The 21517-nt window shown below is 44.7% G+C and carries 12 protein-coding genes; 8 read left to right on the forward strand and 4 right to left on the reverse strand.

Features of this window, described 5'->3' with window-relative positions; all coding sequences use genetic code 11:
• Window positions 1-181: 181 nt before the first annotated feature.
• Entirely contained in the window at window positions 182-1909 is a 1728-nt protein-coding gene (locus tag MHH89_RS06575) for a cache domain-containing sensor histidine kinase (RefSeq protein ID WP_162164258.1), read from the reverse strand.
• Between the two features lie 31 nt (window positions 1910-1940).
• The gene (locus tag MHH89_RS06580) at window positions 1941-3224 is read right to left on the reverse strand and encodes a response regulator (protein ID WP_339248742.1); all 1284 of its coding nucleotides are present in this window, start codon (window positions 3222-3224) and stop codon (window positions 1941-1943) included.
• A 270-nt stretch (window positions 3225-3494) separates the two neighbouring features.
• Here MHH89_RS06580 and MHH89_RS06585 point away from each other — a divergent pair, with 270 nt between their 5' ends.
• From MHH89_RS06585 to MHH89_RS06605, 5 genes are all read left to right on the forward strand, one after another.
• Window positions 3495-5669, forward strand: a complete 2175-nt coding sequence (locus MHH89_RS06585; protein WP_341086642.1) for a beta-galactosidase — start codon at window positions 3495-3497, stop codon at window positions 5667-5669.
• A 63-nt stretch (window positions 5670-5732) separates the two neighbouring features.
• Window positions 5733-7898, forward strand: a complete 2166-nt coding sequence (locus tag MHH89_RS06590) for a GH92 family glycosyl hydrolase (protein ID WP_341086645.1) — start codon at window positions 5733-5735, stop codon at window positions 7896-7898.
• A 417-nt stretch (window positions 7899-8315) separates the two neighbouring features.
• On the forward strand, window positions 8316-9413 hold the full coding sequence (locus MHH89_RS06595; RefSeq protein ID WP_341086646.1) for a hypothetical protein: 1098 nt from the start codon (window positions 8316-8318) through the stop codon (window positions 9411-9413).
• Window positions 9414-9438: 25 nt separating this feature from the next.
• The gene (locus tag MHH89_RS06600) at window positions 9439-14361 is read left to right on the forward strand and encodes an S-layer homology domain-containing protein (protein WP_341086648.1); all 4923 of its coding nucleotides are present in this window, start codon (window positions 9439-9441) and stop codon (window positions 14359-14361) included.
• Between the two features lie 30 nt (window positions 14362-14391).
• Entirely contained in the window at window positions 14392-14532 is a 141-nt protein-coding gene (locus MHH89_RS06605; RefSeq protein ID WP_179086266.1) for a hypothetical protein, read from the forward strand.
• Between the two features lie 117 nt (window positions 14533-14649).
• Here the strand turns inward: MHH89_RS06605 and MHH89_RS06610 are convergent, their stop codons facing one another.
• Window positions 14650-17391, reverse strand: a complete 2742-nt coding sequence (locus MHH89_RS06610) for a hypothetical protein (protein ID WP_248548296.1) — start codon at window positions 17389-17391, stop codon at window positions 14650-14652.
• Between the two features lie 68 nt (window positions 17392-17459).
• A complete protein-coding gene (locus tag MHH89_RS06615; RefSeq protein ID WP_341086649.1) occupies window positions 17460-18356 on the reverse strand; it encodes a ketopantoate reductase family protein in 897 nt (298 codons plus the stop codon).
• Window positions 18357-18517: 161 nt separating this feature from the next.
• Between MHH89_RS06615 and MHH89_RS06620 the strand changes: the two genes are divergently transcribed.
• The 3 genes from MHH89_RS06620 to MHH89_RS06630 all read left to right on the forward strand — a co-directional run bounded on the left by MHH89_RS06620 (window position 18518) and on the right by MHH89_RS06630 (window position 21515).
• Window positions 18518-19096, forward strand: coding sequence for a TetR/AcrR family transcriptional regulator (locus tag MHH89_RS06620; RefSeq protein WP_341086650.1), 579 nt, complete (start codon window positions 18518-18520; stop codon window positions 19094-19096).
• 594 nt (window positions 19097-19690) lie between these two features.
• Entirely contained in the window at window positions 19691-20254 is a 564-nt protein-coding gene (locus MHH89_RS06625; protein ID WP_076130598.1) for a TetR/AcrR family transcriptional regulator, read from the forward strand.
• On the forward strand, window positions 20244-21515 hold the full coding sequence (locus tag MHH89_RS06630; RefSeq protein WP_341086651.1) for an MFS transporter: 1272 nt from the start codon (window positions 20244-20246) through the stop codon (window positions 21513-21515). The genes MHH89_RS06625 and MHH89_RS06630 overlap by 11 nt, the downstream gene beginning before the upstream one ends.
• Window positions 21516-21517: the final 2 nt, after the last annotated feature.

The following is a 21517-nucleotide window of genomic DNA, read 5'->3' on the forward strand; positions in this document are numbered from 1 at the left end:
AAAAGGGTGCTTTAGCTGTATTAAATACAACTAAAGCACCTATAATTCTCGAAAGTATCTTTAATTTGCCACTACTCAGAATAAAACAAGAAATCGTCTTTTTAAGCAAAGTAGAAGTCCCTTCTACCCACTCAAAAAGGATCGATTTCTTTGTTATGTCCGCATTTATAAACTAAATTCGCTAATTGGGCAGTTCCTTCTTCAAGTTGATCGTAACTGTGGTGCCTTGCCCCGGTGTGCTGGAGATACTTAAACCATATTGAGGACCATATTCCAGTTTAATTCGTTCGTCCACATTTCTTAGTCCATACCCGCTCTGAAACAACACATCTTCCTTGGCTTGGCTAAGCGTCGCACCGTTGGAAAATCCCACCCCGTCATCAGTCACTGTGAAGCGAATCTCATCTGCCACTAATTCGCCTTTAATCCAGATTCGGCCCATCCCGCGTTTCTCGCTGATGCCGTGTTTGATCGCATTCTCTGCAATAGGCTGAAGAATCAGCTTCAGAATGCGAACCTTGCGCAGCGATTCCTCAATCTCGTATTCAATCTCGAACTTATCCGGAAACCTCATTTGCTCAACTGTCACAAAACTCTGCACCAAGCGGATTTCTTCGTCCACGGTCACGAACTTGTCGCCTTTATGCAGGCTGATTCGAAAAAAGGTAGCTAATGAAGAAATCAGCCGTTCGATATCGGGCTGCTTCTTCAGTCGGGCAATCCAGGCAATTGCATCCAGTGTGTTGTAGAGAAAATGGGGATTGATCTGTGATTGAAGTGCGGTCAGCTCAGCTTTCCGTTGCTTTTCTTTCTCCTCATCTTTCTCCAGCATTAATTGGCTGATCCGCTCCACCATCTGATAGTAGCTGTTCTCAAGCTGAAAAATCTCATCAACCTGACCGCGCTGTTCATAAACAGCGGCCAGATCTTTTTTGCCAAACAGGCTCAGCTTCTTCTTCAAGTTCAGCAGTGGACGGGTGATTTTGGCTGCCAGATAGAAGGAAAAAATCAGCAGCACAATAAAGGTAACGCTGGCGAACAAAAGCGCATTTTGATTGCCTTTGGCGATTCCCGAGAGCAGTTTGTGATTGGAAATCACGCTGGTGAATTCCCAGCTGACCCCAAGTGTCTCCAACCGGGGATTCAAAGGATAAGTAGCAATGATGTAGGAATTTCCGTTATCTGACCAGGTACGATAGCCTTCTTTTTTACCAGGGCGAAGAGGGGCGTTTTCCTCCAAAAAATTGCCCAAGAGCCGTTTGTCGGGGTGAGAAATAATCCGATTGTCGGAAGTCAGGAAGGAGTAGCCGATGCCAGTGAAGCTGGAGGAATACAGGTCCGCCAAAGCAGCCTCCCTGACATAAATGATCACGACCCCGATATTTTGTCCAGTATTGAAATTGCGGAACTGCTGGCCGAATGGAATATACGCATTGCCTTCTCCATCCCGTTTGATCTCACCGACAACAGGCATGCTGCTCTCCTGAATGCGTTTGATGAACAGGGCTTCAGGCACTTCCAGCATCTGCTCCTTAGACTGGTAAGAATAAAGCATATTATCGTTGGTGCTGATAATTACATTACCCACCAGGTCGTTCTGGGCCAGCATACCGTCGATGATAGCTCCAATTCGCGATTCCTTGTCAGCTGACGGCAGGGAATCGTTATTGATGATTTGGTAGATATCACTGTTCACCAGAAACCGCAGAAACAACATTTGAATGTCATCGACCATGAGCTCCACGCTAAGCCCAATTTGGCGCTGAGTCTGAACGACATGGCGGTACAGATCCTTTTGCAGGTAGGTATAGGAATAAAAATTGAAAATAACGAGCATCAGCACCAGATGCAGAGACAGTCCTGCTAACAGAACAACAACAATCCGGCTTTTGATCTTGAACCGCCTCATCCAGGAATCCATCCGGTTGGCTAGTCTCCGCTTACCCATAGGTTTTTGCATATTCGCTCGGCGGGATGCCCGTCATTTTTTTGAAGATCTGGCTAAAGTATTTGGAGTCAGTGAAGCCGACCTGATTGCCAACCTCGTACACCCGATACTTCGGATTGCGCAGCATACGTTTGGCCTCCTCGATACGGTATTCCGTCAGACATTCGTAAAAGGTTTTGTTCAGATCTTTACGGAATAGATGCATCAAATGGGTTGGACTGACGAAGACCGCCGCAGCAACCATCTCAACGGTAATGTTTCCGGCATAGTGCTCCCGGATAAAAGCGAGTGCGTCCCTGATTTCACGCCGGCACCGAGCTCCAGCCTCTTCTTCAGCATACAGCACACGTTCTATGCCAGAAAGGGCACGCTGCGCAGCAAGTACAGCCTGCCGGTATGAATCTACGATCCCGTTCCATTCTCCCGCAGGTTTACCTATGCCGACGCTTAAGGCCTGGCCGAAGTGCTGTTGGCTCCATTCAGATAGTTGTTTGCCCAATTTTCGTGCAGAATCTCCGGCCAGCTCTGGTTCCCCGGTCCGAAGGATCATAACCCACTCCAGATGGCTGTCCCGGAATAGACACAGTTGCTCAAAAGAATGCGCTTCCAGAATAGTCGCCGCTGCATCCTCCAGCGCTTTGCCTACAGTATTTCCTTGAAGGCCGTTATCAGGAGGAAAGGTAATGGACAGCGGTAGGATAGCTTTTCCAGGTTCCAATTGCAGTTCCAGTAATTTTATCTTATTTGAAATAAACTCTTCGTCATGCAGTTGGTCATGCAGCAAATCCTGCCAGAACTGCTTGGAGATCGAGGCCAATTCCTCATTAAGCTGTGAATACCGCTTGGAGAGTTGCTTTTTGCCAAGGATTTCATCCCCGACGCTTCGAACTGTATTTGCAAGTTCTTCTATATTAATGGGCTTTAGCAAATAGGTGGAGGCGCCATAACGCAAAGCAGCCTGCGCATATTGAAATTCGTCATAACCGCTGAGCACGACAATCCCTACGAGCATGTCCTGTTCCCGTATTTTTTCGATGAGCTCAAGACCGTTCATATACGGCATACGAATATCGGTAATGATCACATCTGGACGGTGCTGTAGGGCAAGCTCCAATCCTTCCTCGCCATTGCTGGCTTCTCCTATGATCTCGACGTTGTATTCTGCCCAGTCTATGGTCTGGGTGATGCCCATGCGGACCAGATATTCGTCATCCACTACAAGCGCTTTCAACATTGGCTTCACCTCGAAGTAGTTTCTAATATGTCTTACAGCCATTATAAACATGAAACCTCTTAAAGAGGAGGTATAATTTCTGAGGTTGTCAGGATCGCAAACGATTTCGCAGTATGTTCCCCGGTGACTCTGCGCAGTGACTGCCACGTAGCGTAAGGATCAAACATTTCAACAGCTTCGCAAACCGTTTCATAGGATTCCATCCTAACTTTTGCAAAATCCACTGTGATAGACTTTAAGCGTAAAAGAGCAGTAAGCGCTTTTATAAACATAGAGAGATCGAAATTGAACGTTGTAGGAGGAGTACACTAGATGCAAGATTCATTTATTCCATTTGGGTTTCAATATTACCGTTCCCCGACCCCCTTCCGTGATCAATGGGAACAAGACTTAAGCAATATTGCCGGACAGGGCTTCAATTGTGTGAAATATTGGGTACAATGGCGCGCGAGTGTGTCCAAAGAAGGGACCTATCATTTCGATGATATTCAGGAGCTAATGGATATTGCGCAGAGGAATGGTTTGAAGGTCATTTTGAATGTAATTTTCGACGTGGCGCCGGCCTGGTTCTATAAAAAATATCCTGATTCCAAAATGGTTACAGCGGACGGTTCCATTCTGGAACCAAGGGCGATTAACTGCCGCCAGATCGGCGGAGCGCCGGGGCCCTGTTATCATCATGCAGCTGCCGCCGAAGAAAAGGCAAAGTTTCTGGCGGAGACGGTGAAGACTTTTAAGGATCATCCGGCGCTCTGGGTCTGGGATTTATGGAATGAGCCTGAACTAACCACAGGAATCAAGCGCAAGCTGTCTTTTGACAACCAGGTGTGTTATTGCGAGCAATCGCTGTTGGTGTTCCAAGAACGGATAAAAAATAAATATGTTACTTTGGAAGCCCTCAATGAATCATGGCAGCGGACTTACGGGAGCTGGGAGGAAGTAGAGGCACCGCGTGGACAAGGCGTATTTAATGATCTGGTGGACTGGCGCCTGTTCATGTCCGGTACTTTAACGGATGAGCTGCGGAGCCGGGTAGATATAGTGAAGTCACTGGATCTTTTGCATCCTGTTATGGCCCACACTGTGCCCGCCCCTATCTTTAATATGATTACAGCGGGTTCGGACGACTTCAAGCTGGCTGAGCCCTGTGACTTGACAGGCAATAGCCTTGGGTCCTCGGCCTGGTCTGCTGATCTACTGATCTCTGCCGCCAAAGGTAAACCCATTATCAATTCGGAGATTCATGCTTTGCCAGGCAATACTGCAATGAAGCCGCGTCAGCCGGACCTGCGGGAAATGAAACGGCATATTCTGACCCCGCTCGCTCGTGGCATCACGGGATATTTGTTCTGGCAGTACAGACCAGAGATATTGGGACAGGAGGCCCCTGCATGGGGCAGTGTATATTTGGACGGAAGTCCAACCCCATGGTACAAGGATATGGCTCATCTAAATAAGCTGGTGCAAAACAATAAGCAAGAGCTGATACATGCAAAACGGCGCGGAGACGGGATTGCCATTCTGTTCAGTCCGCAGAACCAGGTTGCTAACTTTGCGGCACATGATCATCTGGACACCTACAACGATTCCTTACAAGGCGCCCATAAACTACTGCATGAGCTCAATTATAAAGTTGAATTTCTGCATGAGACGGATGTTAACGAGAAGACACTGGAGCAATACCACTGCTTGTGGATGCCTTATCCTCTATATTTGAACCGCAAACTGTGTGACATCCTACGCCAGTGGGTGGAAAAGGGCGGGATTTTGATTTCAGAATGCTCGTTCGGAGCACTTCAGGGAGAGAATGGCTGCCACAGCTATACGGTGCCCGGTTATGGATTTGACCAGGTGTTCGGGGTCCGTGAGACTTGGATTCATTCCGCTGAGAACCTGGATCACAGCTATCATCAGGTTGCGTTCGAATCACGGACAGCGATTCCGTTGCGGAATGTTATGGAGCACAGCAAGGCGGAGGAATCGGCAGCAGACGATACGGCGCACGGATCCTATTACAAATCGGATATCGAGCTGGAAAGCCATGTGAAGGTACTGGCTGAATTTGCCGAGGACCGCATGCCTGTGTTGACTACCGCCGCTTATGGCAACGGGCGTGCCGTATGGTTTGGTACCTTGCTTGCGGCTGCCTACTGGCAGGATGGACATCCCGGAACGCTTCAGCTGGTGCGGGATCTATTACAGAAGGAACTAAAGCTGCAGCCGTATGTACAAGCAAGCGGCGGTGTCCGCGCGGATCTCTCCGAGTGGGAAGGTGAGCAGGACCGAGGGGCATTTCTTTTTGTTCATAATGAAGGGGATATGGCGGTTAAGGCTGACGTTACGCTGGGTATTGTTTATACTTCTGTCGAACCGTGGTTTGATGATGGCAGCGCTGAAATTCAACCAATGAATCTATTGAAACCCACAACTACAAAACTGACTGTGCGGGTAGAAGCTGGAGATGTTCAAGTATTCCGATTATCTTAACCGGTATCAGTAAAGAACGGAGAATATAGAGCTGGTGAAAACTGGCTAAAGGAGTGTATCTATATGCGTTCGTTAGATTATGTTAATCCATTGCAGGGGACGGAGTCAGATTTCCGGTATTCACATGGCAATACGCTGCCACTTACAGCGCTGCCATTTGGTATGGCGGCTTGGTGCCCGCAAACCTATGAAGCAGGTGGAACCTGGTTCTTCCACCCGCGCCATCGCCACCTAGAGGGTATCCGGCTGACCCATCAGCCCAGCCCGTGGATCGGAGATTATGGGCATCTGACCCTGTTGCCACAGACAGGTCCACTTCTGCTCAGTCCCGGTTCACGTTCTTCTTCCTTCAAAACGGAAGAGATGCAAGTGTCCCCTCACTATTTCGATGTGTTTCTTCAACGTTACCGCACCCGGCTGGAGCTGACTCCAACCGAACGTTGTGCAGCGATAAGAATAACTTTCTCTGAGAGGCAGCAGAACAGGCTTATTATAGCACCTCTGAAAGGTGAGTCACATCTCACCTTCCAGCCGGATAAACGTAGAATCACCGGCTACACAAGAGGCCATACCGCCGGGGTGCCCGATAATTTCGCGATGTATTTCGTGTTCCAGTTCGATAGGGATTTTCACATGGAGGAGTCGGGAATCTTTAACGGAGATTATCAGCCACTGGAGACCCATGAAGGGACTGGCGAACGACTGGGCGCTTACGTAGGAATAGCTGCACCGGAATCTGGCATAGTGGGAGTGAAGTGCGGGACTTCCTTTATTAGCGGAGAGCAGGCGCTGCTTAATCTGAACCGAGAGATTGGGGAAGACAGCTTCGGAGAGATCTTGAATAGAGCAAAGGCAAGCTGGGAAGAACGGTTGGGGCGCATTGTTGCTGAAAGCGCAGATGAAGAGAACCTCCGCACCTTTTACAGCTGCATGTACCGAATCTGCCTGTTCCCAAGAACGTGGCATGAATATAATGAGCAGAACGAGCAGATCCATTACAGCCCCTTTAACGGCAGCATCTGCCAGGGTCCGATGTATTCGGATATCGGGCTGTGGGATGTATACCGAACCAGCCTTCCTTTATACAGTATCCTATTCCCATCTTTATTGGGTGAGATTATGCAGGCGTGGACATTGGCATACAAGGAGAGCGGCTGGCTGCCAAAGTGGCTGTCACCAGGGGAGCGCAGTGCCATGCCCGGCACACTGATTGATGCCGCAGCTGCGGATGCCGTGGTTAAGGGCATCGGCGGATTTGATACAGAGGTACTGTATGAAGGTCTTCTGAAGCATGCAGATCGTCCATCAGTGGACGAGAAGCTGGGCAGAAGGGGCCTTGAATTGTACTTGCAGCATGGTTATCTGCCGCATGACCGTTTCCATGAAAGTGTAAGCAACACGTTGGATTATGTATACGGAGATTTCTGTATTGCGCAGATGGCCAAAACACTTGGCAAAATGGATGATTATGAGCGTTTTATGGCTCGGGCACAGAATTATAAGCTGCTGTTTGATCTGACAGTTGGGTTTATGAGAGGTCGCAATGAGGACGGTACTTGGCAGGAAGCATTTGATCCTCTGGAGTGGGGTAATCCGTTTTGTGAAGGCGGGGCTTGGCAGGGGAGCTGGGCAGTGCCCCACGACTTCCCGGGACTAGCCGGGCTGATGGGTGGTGAAGAGGCTTTTGTCCAGCGTCTGGATCAGTTGATGACCGAGGAACCGGTATTTAAAGTGGGATCCTATGGTTTGGAAATACACGAAATGTCGGAAATGGCCTCCGCCGATCTGGGGCAGTTTGCCATCAGCAATCAGCCGAGCTTCCACATTCCTTATATATTTGCCAGACTGGGTGTGCTGTCCAAAACGCAATATTGGGTCCGCAAAACCATGACCGAACTGTTCAGCAGCCAGATGGATGGTTTACCCGGCGACGAAGATAACGGCAGCATGGGTGCTTGGTTTATTTGGAGCGCCATCGGCCTGTACCCTTTAAGTCCCGGAATTCCTGAATATGTGCTCGGCAGCCCGCTTTTTGATAAGGTAACTATTCAGCTTGAAAATGGGCAGCAATGGATCATTGAAGCAGAGAACAACAGCCCCGCCAATGTGTACAGCAAATCGGTCCACTGGAACGGATCGCTATGGCAGCACCACTCTCTGTCACATGACGAGATTGTCAAAGGTGGAGTCTTGAATTTCTGTATGTTTTCGGGCGCATATCCGTCTTAAGAACAATGCAAGGCAGTCTGGAAAATTCCGGACTGCCTTTGTTTTTATTAGATGATTTTACAATCAAAAAAAATTGAGGAACACACTGAATCAGTGATGAATGCAAATCGACTTTTCTATAAATCACTCCGATCCCGTAATTGCATGGAAATCATGCTTGATATACAACAAGCTGCTGCTCACTCCCGACAAACGCGCTGAATTTTTGCACATTGTACAACATTCCACGTTCGAATACGTAACTTCTCTATTCTCCGACAGCATTTTTTTATAGGGCGAAAACTGGGCTTTACGGTCAAATCGTGAAATGGCAAACCATTTCGCAGCTTTCCCGCCTGTTATTTCAACGTAAACATGTCTAATATCGAAGAGAATGAAAGCGCTTAACATCGAGGATGAGAGAGGAGGAAATAACTTATGACTCTAAAACTTCATTCCAAAAGAAATCAGCTAATCGTTATTCTGACCGCTCTGTTAGCAGGAAGCCTGCTGCTGATTGGTGCGAAGAAGCTGCAAGCTCCCCAAGCAGAAGAAATGCTTCTGACCTATAACGGGCAGGAGGCCACAGCAGCGGAGTTCAATTGGCATCTTCAAATGAATCGGGCACTGATTGTTGATTATTTTAAACAAACTTACAACGCCGACTATTCAATAGACTTCTGGTCTGCCTACTATTCCGGCGAAAATCCAATGCAGAAATGGATCAATACAGCTCAAACTCAGCTTTTGACGAAGCGGATGGAGCTACAGCTTGCTCAAGAAGCAGGAGTCGTAACGGATATCAGTTTTGAAGGTTTTCTCAAGGAGATGGAGCGCGAGAATAATCGGCGGAGTCAGGCAGCAGCGAATAAGGAGGTGGTGTATGGTCCTCTTCATCTGGAGGCGCAGGCCTATTTCAATTATTACATGAGCAACCTTGAGGATGCCACGATTGAGGCAATGCGCAGTAACGGAAGTATCGTGATTTCAGACGAACAGGTGAAATTGGAATATGCAGCAAATCTAATTGCGAAATATTCTCAGCCGGGAACGATTCGTCTGGAATGGGCAACGCTTCCCTTTGGCCCAGAAACAGAGTACAAAGATCAGCAAAAAGCCTTAGAAAGAATGGAAAAGCTCCATGCAATAGCAACAGCGACAGCAGCAACAGATTCTTCAGGCACAGGCTTCCAAGACCAGGCAAAAGAGTTTGGCGTAAACGTTGGCGAGGTGAAAATAACAAGTGCTTCACGGCGAACAGCAGCTCTGGAAAATCCAAAGGTATTGCTTACCGCAGAGCAACTGGCGCCGGGAGAGTTTAGCGGTTTGTTTACTGAAAATGGGGCTATTCACCTACTTTACTGCCTGTCGGCAGATGATGCAGCTATTCAGCCGTTCGATCATGTGAAGGATGCCATCGCACTGAATTTGGCGCAGCAGAAGTATAGATCCATTGTGGACGAAAAGCTGTCCGAAGCTGTCGTGGAATGGAATTACCCGATGGCTGAAGGTCTCGCAAACCAAACCATCCAATAAATGTTCAAGGGGGAATAATACAATAATGTTCAAAAAACTCGCAAAATCACTGCTTATAATGGTGCTGATCTTCACAGCGCTGCTTCCCGTAATGGGCGTTTCTGCCCATTCTGAAGAGACGAATGCCGATGATTTCTCAACCCTACCGGCAGCGGAACACAGGTCCGAGAACTGGCTAATTGACAGTAGTAATCCTCAATTTTTCGGAGGAGATGCAGCCCGGCTGGTCAGAACCTCCACGGAGACTGGCTATGCCATTTACCCTTTGACTGGAGTTCAGTCGTTTACGCTTCAAGCGTATTATTTCTCTGGTTCCACGGCTGTTATCAAGTTCTACGGATCGCCAGATGCAGATATCTGGACGGAGCTTCCAGCCATCAACGACAGTCCCACCGCAACCGGTTCTGGCTGGTACGGAACAGTATATACACCCTCGGGGGCGCTGCCGGATGGTGTCAATTATGTCAAAATTGAAGTCAGTGGTGACCTCGATACCTGGCTGATGCAGCTTGGGCACCTTACGCTCTCCAATGTGTCGCTTGCACCACAAACGATTGTTGATGAGCTTGACGACATTGCACAGCTTTATACACACAGTACAAATTGGTCTTTAGATACAAGCAATCCCGCTTTTTTTGGTGGAGATCATTCTCGTGCGGTGAGAACAGCAGACTCAGCAGAATCACTCGTGTACCATTTGCATAATCTGCAACATTTCACAGCCCGCATGCATTCCTTTGCCGGGTCTAGCGGGACTATCAAGTTCTATGGTTCGGCGGATGCATCCACTTGGACAGAACTTTCTGCTGTTCATGAACCTCCACAGGCCACTGGTGATGCGGCTTGGACCGGGACGAATTATACTCCGGCACAGGGGATTCCTTCCGGACTTCATTACTTAAAAATAGAACTTAGCGGTGATTCCGCACCCTGGCTGATGCAACTAGGATCGGTCACCTTATCCAACCGCTTGCCTGGAGATGGAGGGAGCAGCGGTGGAGACGGAGAATATTATGTGGATTCATTTGCAGGCAGCGACAACAACGATGGAAAAACACCGGAGACTGCCTGGAAGACCTTTTCTATAGTGAATCAGACTACCTTTGAGGCTGGGGATCGGATTTTATTAAAGAAGGGTGGAATCTGGAACGAACAATTATATCCTAAGGGCAGCGGCACAGATGAAGAACCGATTACAATATCTGCCTATGGGAGTGGAAGCAAACCGATTATCAACGGTGGAGGCATGGCCGGAGCAGCTGTATACCTACGTAACGCTTCGAACTGGGTGATTCGGGATCTTGAGGTCACTAATTATGCTTCCGAGAGGGGAAGTGTTTACCGGGAAGGTATTATGGTGGAGAACGCAAATGGAGGAACATTAAGTAATATCCGCATTCAGGATAACTATGTCCATGATGTATCAAGCAGTTTCCGTTATCCAACGGTTTCCGGAGCCGAAGGTGGCCCACATGCGTTTGGAGGTATCTCCGTATATGTGGGCGGAACGACGGGCACGGACAAGTTCGATGGGGTATGGATCGAGGGCAATACAGTGGAACGGATAGGCCGGACCGGTATTGTGGTATGGGATCAGCGTTTTAACGGAGCAGACTATGCTACGGTCAATGTTACGATCCGTGGAAATTATGTCAAACAAGCCGACAGCGACGGTATTCTCACCTTCGGTGCGGATGGAGCGGTGATTGAGCATAACATAGCGGAGGAAGGCGGAAATTATTCCGAAGAAGGCGAGTTTAACGGCTCTGCCGCAATTTGGCCGACTCGCGGCAAGAATAATATCGTCCAGTTCAATGAGTCTTTTAACACGAACAAACCAGAGGGAGATGGTCAAGGCTTCAATCTGGATATCGATACGATGGACAGTGTGGTTCAATATAATTACAGCCATGGCAACAAAGGCGGATTCATGCTTTTTGTCGATGCCCGTTTGACTCCAGGCGTGCTGACAGGCTCCTCTAACAATGTAGTCAGATACAACATCAGCCAGAATGATCTAACGCATACGTTTAATTTTGCAGGCGGGGTTACGCCAGATACACAAATCTATAACAATACTATCTATATCGGAGCTGGGCAAAACACCAAAATTATCGATCATGAATGGGATGACGCAGGAAATATTAACGCTCCATATTCTTTTAGGAACAATCTGGTCTACAACCTTGGTCAAGGAGGTTATAATCTGCCAGGGGTGAACGGTAGCTTCGACCATAATCTATTATATGGCAACCATCCAGTAAGCGAGCCGGAAAATACCAATCCTATCACAGCAAATCCACTCTTAGTTGCTCAGGGCACCGCCGGAATGGGCTGGAATACAGTGGACGGTTACAAGCTGAGAGAGGGGTCTCCTGCACTTGGGGCCGGTGCTGTCATTGCAGACAACGGTGGGCGGGACTACTGGGGCAATCCCGTTTCAGCAGCAACTCCACCGAATATAGGAGCTTATAATGGACCCGGACTTGATCCTGCTACGCTTCCAGAAGCCCCTGTAGATGATCTGCGACTATATTTTCAAGGTTTAAAAATTGCTCCTCATATTACAGATGGTAATAACGGCGGCATGTCGCTACAACTTCAATTTACGAACAGTTCCAGTGTGGATCCTCTGAGAATTAAAAAGATTTCCTGGACCCTAGGGGAAGAGACTGGTCAGATCAGCGGTAGTGAATCGCAATTGTCTGAAATTGCCCCAAATAGTGGATTTACTTATTCAATTCCACTGCCGGGATTCTCTGAAGGGGTTAAATATCCTCTTGAGTTGACAGTTGACCTTGAAGGTTATGAGACAGTTCACCTCAAGCAAAACATAGATATTAACCGGATGCAGCATCAGTCCGATACACGAAGTCCAGCTCTGATTGATCTTGCGGACGGAACCCCTTTGCTCAACGGATATAAGGGTGCGGATGATCTTAGTGGAACAGCGCAACTACGCTGGGATGAAGAACACATTTATTTGACCGCCGATATCCGCGATGATGTATTCAGCCATAATGCCGCCGGGATTAATATTTGGCAAAATGACAGTATTCAGTTCAGTCTTGCTCCCGGTGTACCGGGCGATAGTCAATCCTGGTATGAATACGGAATCTCGCAAACCCCAGAGGGGCCGCAAATATATCGTTGGCTGTCTATGAAAGGTGCAGCTACCGGAGTGTTGACTAAGGGAACTTTAAGTGTGACCAGAGATGAGGCGACCAAGGTTACATCATATGCACTGGCACTACCTTGGAGCGAAATAAGCCCGATCCGTCCAGCGGCGAGCGATATCTTAAGCTTCTCCATGCTGGTTAACGATAATGATGGCGCGGGTCGAAAAGGATATATTGAATGGGGATCAGGCATTGGCGCTGCGAAGGACGCCTCACTTTTCCGCACCTTCCAGTTTATGAACGTAGAAGGTGAAGAAGAGACCCCACTGAGTGATAATGCCGATTTGAGCGTTTTGAGTATGGACGGTACAGACATCCCTGGGTTTGACCGTAAGAAACTGACCTATACAATAAATGTGCCCTTTTCCAAGACAGCGGTGGCTGTAACTGGGACACCTTCTGATGCAGAAGCCAAATTGACGGTAACAGGCGGAAGTGAGCTTAAGGTAGGAGATAACAGAATCGATGTTAAAGTTACCGCTGCGAACGGCATAACAACTAAGACCTACACTTTGAATGTAGTGCGGAGTGAAGAAGGTGGGGGAACAGATACGCCCGGCAATTCGTCCGGCAGCAATAATAGCAACACAAATGAGAGTAGTGGAGGAAAAATAGTTAGTCCAGTGAATATAATTTCAGCGGGCCGTATTCGCATTCAGGGTTCACCCGGTGCTGAAGGAATGAAAATTGCACAGCTTTTCACTGGAGAACTCCAAAAAGTGATGAAGGGAGTGCAAGATGGAGCTTTAGTACTTGAGCTTGCTGAAGAGGATGCGACTGCCAGTGGTGTGGCTTTTCAAGTGCCAGTTCCCGAACTAAAAGATAATGTTACTTCCCTAACTGTAAAAGCAGGTGCAGCCACAATAACACTTCCAATTGACACTTTAGGTGAGAATATTCCAGAGGGTGCCCGGCAGTTGGAGCTATCTATCCATTTTGTTGATGCGTCAACCCTTCCAGTTGCCTTACAAGAGAAATGGAAAACGCATGCTTTGTTCCGGATCTCAATGACGGTAGACGGTAAGTCCAAAGAAACATTAAGCCCTTCTGCGGCAATGAAGGTATCATTTGGATATGAATTAAACCCTGATGAAGTCCCACATCAAGCCATCGTCTACTCTGTTACCGGAGAGGGAGTGGCCAAAGTGGTCAAAAACTCCAAATACGTATCAGGTACTGGAAAAATTACGTTTACATCAAGTGATTTTGGACTCTATGCTGCAGCTAATGCAAATATCCACTTCTCTGATGTTGATTCAGGCTCCACAGTCATCTTGGAAGCTTTGGCTTCCCGTGATCTTATTCATGGCACAGGCGGGGGCAAATTCGAGCCTGCCCGGCAAATTACAAGAGCGGAATTTGTTCAGCTGTTAGTATCAGCGCTAGAACTTCAAGCCGAGAGTAGCAGTACTTTCAAAGATGTGAGTTCAAATGCTTGGTATTACCAAGCTGTCTCAACAGCTCAGGCGCTAAAGCTTGTTAACGGACGTAGCGAAGGCGTATTTGCCGCAAAAGAACCTATTTCCCGCCAAGAAATGGCTGTTATTCTGTTTCGCGCTCTGAGCATATCTGCTCTTCAGTCGGATATCTCCGGCAAGGCAGCAACTCTTGCCGATGAGAAGCAAATCGGTTCTTACGCGATGGATGCGGTTGAGTACCTGCGGGAGACAGGAATTGTCAACGGTTATACCGACGGTACCTTCAGACCACTGAGCCTGACCACACGTGCGGAAGCCGCTGCTTTAATTTACAGAGTAATGGAATTGTAAGCACCAAAGAAGAGCTAGAGCCAAGTTCACTTGGCTCCAGCTCTTTTTGCTTTCGGAAATGATAATTGGGATGGTGACGGCAGTTTCAAAATCACGATGAATCTGGCTGAGCTGGCGAACAGCAGCGGGATCACACGTAGCAAAGAAATGACCGTAGTCGTTAAGGAATAGAACAGGGACAAAAAATCACAAATTCAGGCAACCAGTCGCCGAAAAAACAGGGATGACTGGTTGCCTTTTTTGAGTTATAAACTGCATTATAAGGGAACTGGAATCTTGAATATTCCTTTAATTACTATACTTTTTCAAAGCATCTGCCATATCCAATTTATATTGATCTACTTTTTTTAAATTATCGATAGTTGCTACAACCATTTGGAAAAGATACTCAGATGTTCCTCCTAATTTTAGATTGTTACGTATTAAATTCATTACAATGTCCAAAACGATTGATGACGGAATGAGGACATCTGTAAGTCTAAACGTATGAGAAAAGGATTGTGACCCTAAAGGCCATGGTAAGTCAATCGAAAAAGAAACCGGCACTTTAATATCCAATTTGAAATTTTTCATATTTAAACCTTTTTCAAGTTGATTCTGGATCTCCCCAAAAATATAATCGTTAAAAATCTCAGAAAATTTTGTAAAAGTAAAGTCGGAAACGTCTCGGCAAAGATCCACGAGCTTACGAGGATTGAACTTGATTTCTTTCACTGTCATAACAACAGGAGGGATGATTGCTTCTTGAATTATAGCTTCGACTGCTCCTCTTAACCCTTTGAAAAATTCATCTTTTACTTTACCGGCACCGATTAGAGAAAAAATGTTAAACGTTAATACGTCAGCGGCTTTTTCAGCGATTTCCATTACTGGTTCAATCAGTTCTTTCATTAGTTTTTCTTGCATCAGCTTAGTTATGAAGTCGGTAATAGTATTTAATATCTTGGCTATTTCATTTAGCCAGCGTTCGATTATGGCGAGTAGTTCATCGATCAAGGCTTGAAACAACGCTGGAATCAGTTTTAGAGCGAATTGAATCATATGATCAGTTAAATGATTTATCAATATTTTGGCTATTGCTTCTATTTCAGCCATTTGAGGCATCCACATCGGATCGCTTTGCAAATGGTTGGCGAAGTCCACGGCGTTACCTTTTATTGGAGTAAATATGTTTAGAGCATTTTCAAAAAGCTGTTCTTGTGCTTCAGGTGTCAAAGGCGCTACCATTTCCGCAATAATTTTAACAGCTGCCTCCAACGGTTTCTTTAAAATATCTTGAGCTCCAAGTGGTCCAAGAACATTTGCAGCCTGACCTGCAGCTTCGCGAAGAAGACCCTCGATTTGTTCATTAACTGAAGTCTGAATTCCGTCCATGACATGAATAACGCTTCTTCCAAGCATTGTGAGTAATACGCTGGATAATGCTTCTTGCATAGTTTTTATGTCAAAATTTTGAAATCCATTAACGATCTCTGGAATCAGAACATCAGAAGTCAGTTGTATGCAGGGAATCAGGGCTTGCTCAAACAGTATCTTAATCTCTTCCTCGCCAGCCAAAGTGTTCGAGATTGCAGTTTTTCTAGCACTTATTTCCGTATCCACATAATGATCGAAAGCTTGGTTTATGGCTCCAAGTGTTGATCTAAAAGAGTTTTCCCCTGTAGTCAAAGGAAATGAGGGACTAAATAAGAACTTCATTGCTTCTTGGGCAGTTCCTGAAACGGCAGGTTTCAGAATTGCTGCTATCTCCCGAACGCTATCTACATGTTGAATGGCAATCGTCAAAGGTTTATCAAGTAGAAATGAAAGAAGATCCCCCTGGTTCAAATTTGTGTCAGACGGACGGTTCAAATCTGTATTAATTGCACTTTTGACAGCGGGAGGAGGTTGGTAAGACAATTGTGCCGTAAAAGTAGGCATGGTTGCTTTATCTGCAGCTTGCACTGCAAGGGGGAGCAACAAAGCTGATACCCACAAAGCAGAAATACTTCGGACAAACTCCTTCTTAAGCTGCTCGTTTTGGATTAATGCTGATAATGAATCTAAACGAACAAAGATTTCATGGTTATCCGGCACTAACTGAAAAGAATTAAAACCTTTCAAGGTTTGAATGACTTCTGTGGTTTGTTCAGCTGGTAAAGAAGCAAGGCCAAGTAAACGAAGGATCTCTTCCTTAAAGAACACATTCATAGTCAAGAAGAACAACGATTGGAATTGCCCCCCAATAAATGTAAGAACGGTTTGCGCTAGTTTTTCAGTATTGCTCCCGGTACCTTCATTTAATTGTCTACTGACCTCATAGGCTGATTTCACTCCTATCCTCAGCATAGTACCGAGCATTAATGCTTGTTCCTGCTGTGTGTCAATAGCTTTATTAACAATGCCCTCAATTAAGCCGTTCCCATAACGATTGACCAGTTTTGCAGGATCGGGGAATTTAAAATTGATGCCACCTCTATAGCCACCCCCCGCAATAAATCCCATTCCCGCCTCATAGACAAATTGGAATCCAGATTCCCCTAGAGTAGCTGTCTTATGTAAATTACCAAGCATAACAAAATTGGCATACGCCATAAAACCAACCGCAAATTGGGCATACAAATAACCTTCGAGCTCTGATTCTTCTAACAATAGCTCAATCAATTCACCGGATAAACCATTTCCTGACGGTTTATTCTTCAGGATTTTCAATAACTCTTTAACGGTCATATTCATGCTTAATCCAGCCGCTACCGCCGCTTTAAGAACGGCTTGAAGTCGTCCAGCTAGCCCGGCTTCGTCGAATAGATCCAGGGGCGTTTGTATCTGTACTTGGAGAAGAAGTGAAACTTCGGCACTCCCCAATATTTTTAATTCAGCCCATTTATTTAATAAATTATTGATTTGTGCCATAGCCTGTGCGCCTAACTTATAGTTCATTCCTCTTCTCAAGCTACCCTGGCCCGCAACTAAGGTCTGTCCCTGAATATTTCCCCAGTTTTGAGTTGTTGTACTTTGTTGAAAGATCTGCTGATCTTGATTCAGTGGCAATCTAACACCTCCATATTTACGTTGTTTTAGTATTTAGTAATATGGGCTATGAACTCATTTGATAACTTTTATGGAAAAATTTGCTTGGACAAAAACGAAAACTTCTCATGAAACTTTTCATCCAATAACATTATTTCTGCTTTTCTGCTGATAGCTTGGTTTCCAAACTTAACATCAATGATAAATTCATCACTCAGCATCTGCCGATACCGGGATATAATCTCTTCTTCCATCAATTCTCCCATTGACTTCGTTTCGGTCGGGATTACAGGGATTCCAGCTTGCTCTACTAAGTGAAGATTTTGTTTGATATCTGTAGCTACTTTGCTAAGAATGCTTTCACTTATTGCTGTCTCAATATCTACCATTCCTTCATTAGTATAAAAATGCTTGTTGACTGCAGCGAGTGCAGCATGTGAAACATGAAATGCTTGAATATCTTTTTGTATTTCATAATGCATTTCAGCTGTTTCGAATATCAAAGCAAGCTCCTTAACTCTTTCGGTCGTTTGTCCATTTATTTCACCAAAATAAGTTTTGGAACCAAATTGAGCGTATAAAATATCCTCTTTAATGTCTCCACCTGCACCAGGGAAACCTGGAAGTAACCGATCACCCACGATCTCTAGCCAGGAATTATAACCAATAGTGTTGGTCAGTGTAATTATTGTTTTGCTCTGATTATTTTTGATCGCAGACAGGGCAGATTCTGCCTGATCATATCGTACAGGAACAAAGATAAAATCATAGATGTCATCATCTGCAAGCTTTTCGACCGTCTTAATGGATAGTTGCTTTATCGTTCCGTTGTCGTTGTATCTCAAACCCTTCCGCTTAAGTTCATCCAGCCTTTTTCCCCGAGCCAGTAAAGTGACGTCAAACCCCGATTGTGCAAATCTAAGAGCGTATAAACTGCCAATCACACCCGCCCCAAAAATTAGAAGTCTATTTTGTTTTATGTTCACTATTATCATTCCTTCCGACTAACTAGTCACTGATTGTTTAAGCAACATCTGTTTGATAAGATAATAGTATGGCAAGTTTATGCTTACAACCGTCAGTGTAAGAAAAGAGTTGCATAGACAACAAATTCCGATAATTGATGTTTTAGAAAGGGGATATTCAGATGGTACATCAAGAAGATCCGAGAGTAATACGGACTCGCCTGTTAATAAGAGAAGCTTTCAGAAATCTTTTACAGACTAAAGGATTTGATTCAATGACAATAAAAGATATCTCACAGAAAGCTACGATAAACCGGGCTACTTTTTATGCTCATTATGAAGATAAATATGCTTTACTCGATGAATTTACAGAACAGTCTTTTCATCAAATGATTCCTGAACAAGTAATAAATGCACGGGAGTTTTCAGATGAAATATGTAACCAGCTGATCTTGTTGACTCATCAGTACATCGTTGGTTTTTATCAGAAATGCAGAATGGATTCCAAATCCATTGCTAAGCTGGTGGATGAGAAAGTGAAAAATATGCTGCAGCAAATCATTGAAAACATATTTCTGAGAGGGGATAAATACGATATTGCAGACCGCCAACATACAAAGATCATTTCAGCAATGACAGGTTCAGCGATCTATGGCGCTGCATTTTCTTGGTTAATTGAGGGGGAGGCTGATCAGACCGATTTACTTGTGGACATTGTTCGTCCTTATGTAATGAGTGGCCTGGGACTCTTGATAAGATAGAATAGGAGCGCTTACAAGTATTACTCTCGGGACAAATCCCACGAACATTAAAATTCAATCACTTCGCCAAGATTATTAGAAAGGTGGAACCTATGGTTGATTTTGACTGGTCATTTTGGGAGACGGTATTACTATATTTCATGCTCATTTTTTTCGAATCACCAGTAGGTATAATTATCGTAATTATTTTTGTTATTATTTTTATTATGTTTATAGTTGATAAAATCAAGAGAAAAAGAACAAAGAAAAAACAATGATTAACTTAGCTTTGATATCCATGATTTATATGTGAAAATTTAAATAAAAAGGATCATATTGTACATATCGCACATATTTAATCAGTCATCGAATCCTTAATTGCAAATATCCACGAAAACTAACGCTTCGGACCATTCCGAAGCGTTAATTTTTGTATGCGCAAGTTATGTTTCGTCATCTACCGCATGCCTAAATCCAGAAAATAATAATTTTCAAATTAACTATTTTAAATTTTATGAAAATGATATAAGATAGTGTAACAAATGAAACGATACGTATCGTTCTATAATTACACCCTTTTAATAACTTAAATAACATCTAGGAGGTGAAATGAATATGAACGTGAAAAACAAAGAACCTCGAAGTAAAAAAGAGATTCTTACTGCAACTCTTGAAATGTTAGAATCCAACAGTTATTCATCTTTAACGATTGAGGCGATTGCAGCACAAGCTGGAGTAGGCAAAACAACCATCTATAGATGGTGGGAAAATAAAGCGCGTCTTGTACTGGACGCTTTTCTAATGACCGTAGAATCAGAGTTTGAATTTGATAGTAATAAATCCATTCAGGATAACTTCAAACAACAGCTTGAAGCTTTAGCTCGTATCCTCAATAGCAAAATCGGGAAATCCACTTTAACTATAGTTACAGAGAGCGAAGAAATCGCGAAAGATTTTTACGTATTGTTTTTAATGACAAAAAGAAATGAAGCCAAACAATTACTCCAAGCAGCCATAGATATGGGAGAATTGAAACCAACAATCAACCTGGATATAACTTTAGATCTGCTTTATGGTCCCATATACTTTCAAATTCTCATCTATAAACAAATTCCGGATGCGGATTACATAAACGATTTGTTGATCCATGTCTTGGAAGGCATCACTATTGCAAATTAATAGTAAACCGGGGGATATTTACTTTATGAATCAGACGATAGACGTTCAGAATTACAATAAGAACTATTCATTAATGACGATTATTTTATTTTGGTGTGGATTAGTTATTTTAACTAGCATGTATATTACAATTCCATTATCCGAAGTATTTTCACATGCCTTTCAGATTAGCTCGAGTGAGGCGGCTTGGATTGGGAGTTCATTTTCTCTTTGTTATGCTCTGGGCTGTCTTTTGTATGGACCTTTTTCAGACAGATATGGACGTAAAGTATTTTTAGTAGCCAGCATTATTGGGTTAACCGTAGTTACGCTTGCATTAGGATTTGTGGATAGTTTTTACGGGCTTATTATGCTCAGAGGAGTGCAAGGCCTAGTGGCTGCTGCTTTTGCACCTATTGCGCTAGTGTATGCAGGGGAGATGTTCCCGCCTCATAAAAGACTAACAGCCGTCGGATTTATAAGCTCAGGACTGTTAATGGCAGGTATAGTAGGCCAGGTTTTTAGTGGGATTGTTAACGAAGCTCTTGGCTGGCGTGCTATTTTCTTTATTTTGGGAATTGTGTATGGTATTACTTCAGTGATAGTAATGAGGTTCCTTCCTAAAGATGAAATGCAAAGACCGAAAGAAAATGTTCTGCGGAAGTTTAAACAAATGACAATTCTGCTAAAACAATCACAATTGCTTTTGGCTTTTGCGATAACCTTTATGCTTCTATTAACTTTAGTTGGCATGTACACCGTTTTGGGAAGTTATTTAAGCTCAGCTAAGTTTGGTCTTTCCTCACAGGATATCCTTTATATTCGTGCATTTGGAATCGCGGGGATGCTTTTATCACCCTTTTCCGGAAGAATTGCTCAAAAACTTGGAATGGCCGCTGTTCTAAGGGGAGGCTTAGCTTTAGCTGCAATTGGGTTGCTTGCTCTAGGTTTTAGTACGAACCTGCTACTTCTTGTCCTAATGAGCGTTGTATTTGTGGCTGGTATCGCGCTGGTAACTCCCGTTATCATCTCAATCGTCAGTCAATTAGGGGGAAATGCAAGAGGGTCTGCGATTTCATTCAATGCATTTATTCTATTCCTAGGCGCTAGCACAGGCCCGATATTAGCTTTAAAATTACTAAAAACAGAAAATTATTCGTTATCCTTTACTATATTAGGTTCTATTCTTTTATTAGGTTTTTTAATCTCTCTTTTTCTTAGATTATCGGCTAGGGTTCCAGTAGTGAAAAATGAACGGGCTGCTACTTTACCCACAGAGTGATA

The sequence above is a fragment of the Paenibacillus sp. FSL H7-0323 genome (assembly GCF_038002725.1).
Taxonomy (GTDB): Bacteria; Bacillota; Bacilli; order Paenibacillales; family Paenibacillaceae; genus Paenibacillus_AQ; species Paenibacillus_AQ odorifer.

Excerpts from the sequence above, each read along its gene's own strand:
- MHH89_RS06575 (WP_162164258.1), bottom strand. The coding sequence starts at position 1,909 with ATGAGGCGGTTCAAGATCAAAAGCCGGATTGTTGTTGTTCTGTTAGCA.
- MHH89_RS06580 (WP_339248742.1), bottom strand. The coding sequence starts at position 3,224 with ATGGCTGTAAGACATATTAGAAACTACTTCGAGGTGAAGCCAATGTTG.
- MHH89_RS06585 (WP_341086642.1), top strand. The coding sequence starts at position 3,495 with ATGCAAGATTCATTTATTCCATTTGGGTTTCAATATTACCGTTCCCCG.
- MHH89_RS06590 (WP_341086645.1), top strand. The coding sequence starts at position 5,733 with ATGCGTTCGTTAGATTATGTTAATCCATTGCAGGGGACGGAGTCAGAT.
- MHH89_RS06595 (WP_341086646.1), top strand. The coding sequence starts at position 8,316 with ATGACTCTAAAACTTCATTCCAAAAGAAATCAGCTAATCGTTATTCTG.
- MHH89_RS06600 (WP_341086648.1), top strand. The coding sequence starts at position 9,439 with ATGTTCAAAAAACTCGCAAAATCACTGCTTATAATGGTGCTGATCTTC.
- MHH89_RS06620 (WP_341086650.1), top strand. The coding sequence starts at position 18,518 with ATGGTACATCAAGAAGATCCGAGAGTAATACGGACTCGCCTGTTAATA.
- MHH89_RS06625 (WP_076130598.1), top strand. The coding sequence starts at position 19,691 with ATGAACGTGAAAAACAAAGAACCTCGAAGTAAAAAAGAGATTCTTACT.